Source organism: Streptomyces sp. NPDC000878 (genome assembly GCF_053599695.1).
Genome location: NZ_JBSFMT010000153.1, coordinates 1 through 7,495, shown reverse-complemented (window position 1 = coordinate 7,495; position 7,495 = coordinate 1). Strand labels below are relative to the sequence as shown.

At 72.6% G+C, this 7,495-nt stretch carries 6 protein-coding genes; 4 read left to right on the top strand and 2 right to left on the bottom strand.

Going from position 1 to position 7,495, the window contains the following annotated elements; genetic code table 11:
- Positions 1-223 precede the first annotated feature (223 nt).
- On the bottom strand, positions 224-853 hold the full coding sequence (locus ACWDR4_RS49480; RefSeq protein WP_450418713.1) for a DedA family protein: 630 nt from the start codon (positions 851-853) through the stop codon (positions 224-226).
- On the bottom strand, positions 850-1,626 hold the full coding sequence (locus ACWDR4_RS49475) for an MBL fold metallo-hydrolase (RefSeq protein ID WP_450418712.1): 777 nt from the start codon (positions 1,624-1,626) through the stop codon (positions 850-852). Before ACWDR4_RS49475 ends, ACWDR4_RS49480 begins: the two co-directional genes overlap by 4 nt.
- A 124-nt stretch (positions 1,627-1,750) precedes the next feature.
- On the opposite strand from ACWDR4_RS49475, the gene ACWDR4_RS49470 reads away from it, so the two are divergent.
- The 4 genes from ACWDR4_RS49470 to ACWDR4_RS49455 all read left to right on the top strand — a co-directional run bounded on the left by ACWDR4_RS49470 (position 1,751) and on the right by ACWDR4_RS49455 (position 7,365).
- Positions 1,751-2,185 carry a hypothetical protein gene (locus tag ACWDR4_RS49470; RefSeq protein ID WP_450418710.1) on the top strand — a complete coding sequence of 145 codons (435 nt, stop codon included), beginning with the start codon at positions 1,751-1,753 and terminating at the stop codon, positions 2,183-2,185.
- Between the two features lie 94 nt (positions 2,186-2,279).
- A complete protein-coding gene (locus ACWDR4_RS49465) occupies positions 2,280-4,355 on the top strand; it encodes a phage holin family protein (protein WP_450418708.1) in 2,076 nt (691 codons plus the stop codon).
- A gap of 149 nt (positions 4,356-4,504) precedes the next feature.
- Positions 4,505-5,566, top strand: coding sequence for an ATP-binding protein (locus ACWDR4_RS49460; RefSeq protein WP_450418706.1), 1,062 nt, complete (start codon positions 4,505-4,507; stop codon positions 5,564-5,566).
- Entirely contained in the window at positions 5,563-7,365 is a 1,803-nt protein-coding gene (locus ACWDR4_RS49455) for a vWA domain-containing protein (protein ID WP_450418704.1), read from the top strand. The genes ACWDR4_RS49460 and ACWDR4_RS49455 overlap by 4 nt, the downstream gene beginning before the upstream one ends.
- Positions 7,366-7,495: the final 130 nt, after the last annotated feature.

Sequence of the window (7,495 nt, the reverse complement as noted above, 5' to 3'; positions counted from 1 at the left end):
TTTCCTCGCCCCCGCCGCCCCTACCCGTCCCATCCTCGGGGGCTCCGCCCCCGAACCCCCGTATCGCGCTAGAACGCGCTCGTCCTCAAACGCCGGACGGGCTGACTGACTCAGCCCGTCCGGCGTTTGAGGACGAGCGCGTTCTAGCGCGATACGGGGGTTCGGGGGCAGCGCCCCCGAGGATGGGGCGACTGGGACTGGCGACGGGCCCCCGCCCGTTCGTTCAGGCCGCTCCGCGGATGCCCCGCACCCGTCGCCACGCACTCGGCGCCGCGCTGATCGCCAGCGTCAGTGCGACCGCCGCCACCACGCCCTCCCAGGGCTCGTCGAACAACGAACCGCCCAGGACGCCGATCAGCTGGTACGTCGCCGCCCAGGCCAGGCAGGCCGGGACGTCGCCGCGGGCGAAGCGGCGGACCGGCCACTTCGCCATCAGGCAGGCCAGCATCACCGGGATGCGGCCCGCCGGCACCAGCCGGGACAGCACCAGGACCGTCACCCCGTGCTCGCTCAGCTTCTCCTGGGCCTGTGTCAGACGGTCCTCGGGTGCCCTCGACTCGATCGCCGCCAGCCAGCGCGAGCCGTTCTTCGAACCCATCCCGCGCCGGCCCAGCCAGTACAGCGCCACATCCCCGAGGAACGCGGCCAGCGCGGCCACCGCGAACACCAGGACCATGGCGAGCGGGGAGTTCTGGTGGAAGGCGACCACCGCCGCCGAACTCACCAGCGCCCCCGTCGGCACCACCGGCACCAGCGCCCCGATCAGCACCAGCAGGAACAGCGTCGGATAGCCGATCGCCTGCCCGGCCGCCCCCTGTCCCGAGGTCGCCGACGCGGCCAGGAGCACGTTCACCGCGCAGCCTCCAGGCGCACGCTCTCCCCGTGCTCCAGCCGGTGCACCTCGACCGAGGACGCCCGCTCCGCCGCGAGGCGCACGAACTCCTCGCCCGGCGCATGGAACTCATGGGGGCGCACGGCGTCCATCCCGATCGGCCAGTACGTGCCGTAGTGCACGGGCACGGCGGCGCGCGGCGCCAGCCGGGCCAGCGCCTCGGCCGCCCGCTCCGCGTTCAGATGCCCCTCGCCGAGGTACGGCCCCCAGCCGCCCACCGGCAGCAGCGCCACGTCGACCGGTCCGACCTCCTCGGCCATCGACTCGAACAGGCCCGTGTCCCCGGCGAAGTACGTCCGCGCCTCGCCCTCGATCACATAGCCGAGCGCGGGAGCCCGCTGCGGTCCGAGGTTCAGCCGCCGCCCGTCGTGCCGCGCGGACACGGCCCGTACAACCAGGTCACCGACCTTGGTGTGGTCCCCGGGCGCCACCTCCGTGATCCGGAGATGTGCCAGTCGGCGCGCCAGGCCCGGCACCGCCTTCTGTGCGCCCCGGGGCACGATCAGGTGTGCGCCGGGCGCGAGGCGCGCGAGGGAGGGCACATGGAGGTGGTCGGAGTGCAGATGGGAGACGAGCGCCACGTCCGCACGCCATGCGCCGGGCGGGGGCAACGCGCCCCGTCGACGGCGCAGATGGGCGAGCCGGCGCACGAACAGGGGGTCGGTCAGCAGACGTACGCCCGAGTCCTCGACCGTACAGGTGGCGTGCCCCCACCACGTGATGTCCACCGGCACCCCTTTGCCTCCTTCGCGCGACTCCCCGAAGACTACGGGCAGGAGTAGGGTCGGCGGGAAACCCGGGGCGAGTGGGGAAAACCCTGAGGTGAACGGGGAAGCCCGGAGCTTTGAGGGGGACGCCATGGGACACGCGCACGCCGCCTCCGGCCTGCCCGGCCAGCCGCCGCGGGTCACCGCGATCGCCAGCCTGACGCCGCTCGAAGAACTCGACGAGGAGCCGTTCCTCGTCGACTCCCGCAGCCAGCACGCCATGTGCGCCCGCTGGGCCGCCGAGCACGGCTACGTCGTCACCCGCGAGCTGCTCGTACGGAGTCTGCGCCCCGACCACTCCGCCCTCTGGGACGGCGTCGAGCCCGGCCTCGACCTCTTCGTGGCGCCCAGCCAGCGGGTCCTGGAACAGGCGCTGACCTCGGTCGACGAGTTCACCGCCGAGTGCGAGCGGCGCGGGGTGCGGGTGGAGACGGTGGGCCGCGCGGAACCGTCGTACGACGCGCAGATGAAGGCCCGGGTCCACCGCCGGCTGTCCATGCCGACCGCGGGGTACGACGGCCGCTGAACCCGAGCAGGGCACGCCGGGTCGTGCTCGCCCGTTGTGACAGGGTGGGTACAGGCCTGCCACGGGGACGGGCCGGAACGTGAGGTGTGCGGGCGTGGGTGCGGGGCGTTGGCGGCGGATCGCCAGCCAGATCGGGCGGAGCGTCGCGGTGTGGGCCGTGTCGACGCTCACGATGCTCGTGCTCGCGGGCCTTCTGCCGGACTTCCAGATCCGGAGCGACGACGGCGACAGCGCCACCCGGATCGCGATCACCGCGGCCATCGGCGCCGGCGCCTTCGGTCTGCTGTCGGCGCTGGTGTGGCCGGCGCTGGTCCGGCTGCTGCTGCTCGTGCCCGCCCTCGTCCTGGGCCTGCTGGTCTTCTTCCTGAACGGCTTCCTGCTGCTCGTCGCCCTGCGGCTGACCCCGGCCGATCGCCCCGAGGTGGCGCCGGAGACGGCGGTGGTGGTCGCCGCGGTGATGTCCGCCGTGGCCTCCGCGACGGGCGCCGCACTGGCCGTACGGGACGACGACGCCTACCGCAGACGGCTCTACCGCCTCGCCGACCGACGCGGCACCGCACGGTCCCTCGCGGGCCCCACGACGCCCGGAGTGGTGTTCCTGCAGCTTGACGGCGTCGGCCACGACGTCCTGGTGCGGGCCGTGGAGAGGGGGCTGATGCCGACCGTGGGGGGCCTGCTGGACGCCACCCACCGGCTCCATCCCTGGCGCACCGACTGGTCCAGCCAGACCGGCGCCAGCCAGCTCGGCATCCTGCACGGCACCAACCACGACATCCCCGCCTTCCGCTGGTACGAGAAGGACAAGGGCGAGGTCATGGTCTGCAACCGGCCCACCAGCGCCGCCGAACTCCAGCGCCGGGCCGTCGAACGCACCGGCGACGGCGGACTGCTCACCGTCGACGGCGCCAGCCGGGGCAACCTCTTCAGCGGCGGCGCCGACCAACAGGCCCTCGTGCTGTCCATCGCGGTACGGCGGCGCGGCCGGGAGAACCGTTCCCGTGCGGGCTACTTCGCCTACTTCTCCGACCCCGCCAACGCCGTCCGTACCGCCCTGTCCTTCGTCGCCGAGGTCGGCCGTGAGGTCGGCCAGTCGACCAGGGCCCGGATGCAGGAGCGGCGCCCGCGCGTGGCACGCGGCGGCCTCTACCCCCTCGTCCGCGCCTTCGCGACCGTCGTCGAGCGGGACGTCGTCGTCGCCGCCGTGATGGGCGACATGCTCGCCGGACGCACCGCCGTCTACGCCGACCTGGTCGCCTACGACGAGGTCGCCCACCACTCCGGGCCGCACAGCCGCGACACCGACAAGGTCCTCCAACGCCTCGACCGTTCCCTCGCGTTGATCGCGAACGTCGCCGAACACGCCCCGCGCCCGTACCGGATCGTCCTCCTCTCCGACCATGGACAGAGCCCCGGCGAGACCTTCCGCGGACGGTACGGACTCACTCTCGGCGACCTGGTCCGGGCCGGCTGCGGGCTGCCCGTACCGCGCAAGGCGCGGCGCACCCACAGCGGGGCCGAGGCCCGGGCCGCCGTACGCGCCGCACTGCGCCGGCCCGTCGAGGAGAACGCCGGACAGCACGTGCCCACGGGCCGCCACTCCGAACCCCTGGTGCTCGCCTCCGGGAACCTGGGCCTGATCTCCTTTCCTGACGTACATCACCGCATGACCAAGGAGGAGATCGACGCCCGCCACCCCGCGCTGCTCACCACCCTCGCCAACCATCCCGGCGTCGGCTTCGTCCTCGTCCGCAGCGAGGAGCACGGCGGAGTGGTGCTGGGCGCGCACGGCGCGGAGATCCCGGTGGACGCGCTGGACGACGAACACGACGGCCCGCTGGCCGACTTCGGGCCCGGCGCGGCGAGCGCGGTCCGCCGTACGCACTCCTTCCCGCACACCGCCGACATCATGGTCAACTCCTGGTACGACCCGGCCGAGGGCGAGGTGCTCGCCTTCGAGGAGCAGATCGGCTCGCACGGCGGACTCGGCGGCGCCCAGGGCAGACCCTTCCTGCTGGCGCCCCTCGCCCTGTCGCCGGCGGCCGAGGACGGGGAGGAACTGGTCGGCGCCGAGCACATCCACCGCGTACTGCGACGCTGGCTGCGCGAGTGCAACGGGCCGCAGGTGCCCCTGGAGGCTCCCCGGGCCCCTGGGGACCAGCGGGCGGCCTGAGCCGTGGCAACCGGGGCAGCCGTGGCGACCGGGGCAGCCGGGCCGCCGAATAATCGGCTGCGCCCACGCTCCTCCGTACCCACACTGTTCGTACCGGACATCGCGCCCTCTGCGCACTCCGTCCTCTACGAACCCCCTGGAGTACCTGCGTGCAGGCTGCCGTCACCGTCACTCCCGCCCGTATCCCGGAGCTGCTGCTCGGTCTCGCGACCGTGCGGCCCGTGTTCCTCTGGGGCGCGCCCGGCATCGGAAAGTCCTCCCTGGTAAGGGAGTTCGCGGAGTCGCTGGGACTGGAGTGCGTCAGTCTGCTCGGTACACAGCTGGCGCCGGAGGACCTGATCGGCGTACCGCAGATCCGCGACGGGCGGTCCGTGTTCTGTCCGCCGGAGGCCATCGCCCGGGACGAGCCGTACTGCCTGTTCCTGGACGAGCTGAACGCGGCCACGCCGGACGTCCAGAAGGCGTTCTACTCGCTGATCCTGGACCGCCGTATCGGCAACTACGAGCTGCCGAAGGGCTCGATCGTGATCGGCGCGGGCAACCGTGCCACGGACAACGCCCTCGCCCGGCCGATCGCCTCCGCCCTAGTCAACCGCCTCGCCCACGTGCATCTTGAGGCCTCGCCGAAGGACTGGCTGGTCTGGGCCGCGAACAACGACATCCATCCGTGGGTCGTGGACCACCTCGCCGACCGGCCCGACCACCTCTGGTCCAAGCCGCCGAAGACCGAGGAGCCCTTCTCCACGCCCCGCTCCTGGCACATGCTCTCCGACGCCCTGCACTCCTTCGGGCCCGCGCTCGACGAGGAGACCCTGAAGGTGATCGCGCACGGCGCGCTGACACCGACGCACGCCACCGCGTTCTGCGGGTACGTCAAGATCGTGCGCAGCCGGTTCGGTATCGACGCGATCATCAAGGGCGACGCGCGCTGGCCGCACCGCGTCGAGGACCGCGACCTGCTCTACTACCTCGCCGAGTCGTTCCGCGGGCGGCTGGTCAAGGAACTCCCCGTCAGCAAGGGGCACATGTCGCCCAACGGCCGCGAGGCCGCGTACCGCGCCAAGTCGCTGCTCGTGCAGCTCGCCGAGATCTCGGTGGAGGTCGCGCAGAGCGTCATCGCCGCCGACGCCGACGGCAACCCCCTGCTGCCCGCCTGGTTCCTGGTCGAGGCGGCGCGGGACATGCCCCGGCTGGTGGAGGCGCGTCGGTGAGCCGGGCGCGCAAACAGGCGCAGAAGCGGAAGGACCTCGCGAGGGAGGCGTACGAGGCCGGGCTGGCCCTCGTGCGCGCCAACCCGGCGCTCGGCTCGGTGCACTTCTACACCTGCCGGGACCCGGGCTGTGTCCTCTCGCCCGGCGACGGACTGGTGCGCGTCGACTCGGACGGGGTGCTGCACATCCACCCCACCCGGCGGGCCGAACCGGCCGAGTGGGCGTGGGCGATCGCGCACGGCCTCATCCATCTCGGCTTCGGACATGTCCCGGCGGCGAAGGGCGAGCGCGTCCAGCCCGACCGCTACGACCTCGCGGCCCGCTGCGTCGTCGTCAACCGTTTCCTGCTCGGCTTCCCGGTCGGCACCGCCCCCGAACTCCTGCCGCGCGCCTACCCAGACGGCGACGAGGAGCAGCTCGCCGCCCGCTGGCGGCGCGCGGGCTCGATCCCGGCCGCGTTCGAGCGCTGCGGTACGGCGGGCAGCGAGCCCGACCAGCGGCTCGAACCGTACGAGAAGTGGGCCCCGGCGGTCCCCGACTGGCAGCTCGCCTTCGCCTCCGCCCTGACCCGCACGATGGCGACGGCGATGGACGTGGCGGGCGGCCGGCGCGAGTCCATGTCCGACGAGTCGGCTCAACCACGGCCCTGGGAGAAGGCGTTGAGCTGGTTCGTCACCTCCTACCCGCTGCTCGGCGGCATCGCGGCCGGCATCAAGCTCGTCGCCGACCTCGAACTCGTCCACGCCCACGGCATCTCCGTCGCCGCGGTCAACGCGGAGGCGGGGGAGATCTACGTCAACCCGCTGTGCCAACTGGACGACGAGGAATGGCGGTTCGTCCTCGCCCACGAGATGCTGCACGCCGCCCTGCGCCACGGCGACCGCTGCGGCACCCGCGACCCGTACCTATTCAACGTCGCCTGCGACTACGTCATCAACAACTGGCTGACCGAGATGGACGTCGGCACCATCCCCCAAGGGCTGCTGTACGACGCCGAGTTGAAGGGTCTCTCGGCGGAGGAGGTGTACGACCGGATCGCGAAGGACCTGCGCCGGATGCGCCGGCTGTCCACCCTGCGCGGGAAGGGCGCCTGCGATGTGCTGGGCGCTCCGCTGGGCTCACCGCGTGACTACGTCGACCTCGACGAGTTCTACCGGCGTGGCCTCGGCCAGGGGCTGAACCTGCACGAGCAGCAGGAACGCGGGTACCTGCCGGGCGGGTTGGTGGAGGAGATCCGCGCGCTGAACCATCCGCCGCTGCCCTGGGACGCCCAACTCGCCCGCTGGTTCGACGAGTTCGTGCCCCGCCCGGAGCCCGTACGGTCGTACGCCCGCCCCTCGCGCCGCCAGTCCTCCACGCCCGACATCCCGCGCGCGGGGCGGTACTTCCCGCCCGAGGAGATCGCCCGCTGCACGTTCGGGGTGGTCCTCGACACCTCCGGTTCCATGGACCGGACGCTGCTCGGCAAGGCGCTGGGCGCGATCGCCTCGTACGCCGGCGCACGGGACGTACCGGCGGCGCGCGTCGTGTTCTGCGATGCCGCCGCCCACGACGCGGGCTATCTGCCGGTCGCCGACATCGCCGAGCGGGTCCGGGTGCGCGGGCGCGGCGGTACGGTGCTCCAGCCCGGCGTCGACCTGCTGCACCGGGCCGACGACTTCCCGCCGGGAGCGCCGGTGCTGGTGATCACGGACGGGTGGTGCGACGTCCTGCGGGTGCGGCGCGAGCACGCCTATCTGATTCCGCAGGGCGCTCGTCTGCCGTTCACCGCACGTGGGCCGGTCTTTCGTGTGCAGTGAGCCGGAATCGCGCCGGAGTGTGATCGGATGGGGGTACGGAACCCCGGTATCGGGACCACACGCGAAAGGACGAATCGTGGCTACCACGCGCTCTGCACACACCGTCTGGGAAGGCAACCTGCTGGAGGGC

What these genes read in the sequence shown, in the direction of transcription:
- ACWDR4_RS49470 (WP_450418710.1), top strand. Translation starts at nt 1,751, where the DNA reads ATGGGACACGCGCACGCCGCCTCCGGCCTGCCCGGCCAGCCGCCGCGG.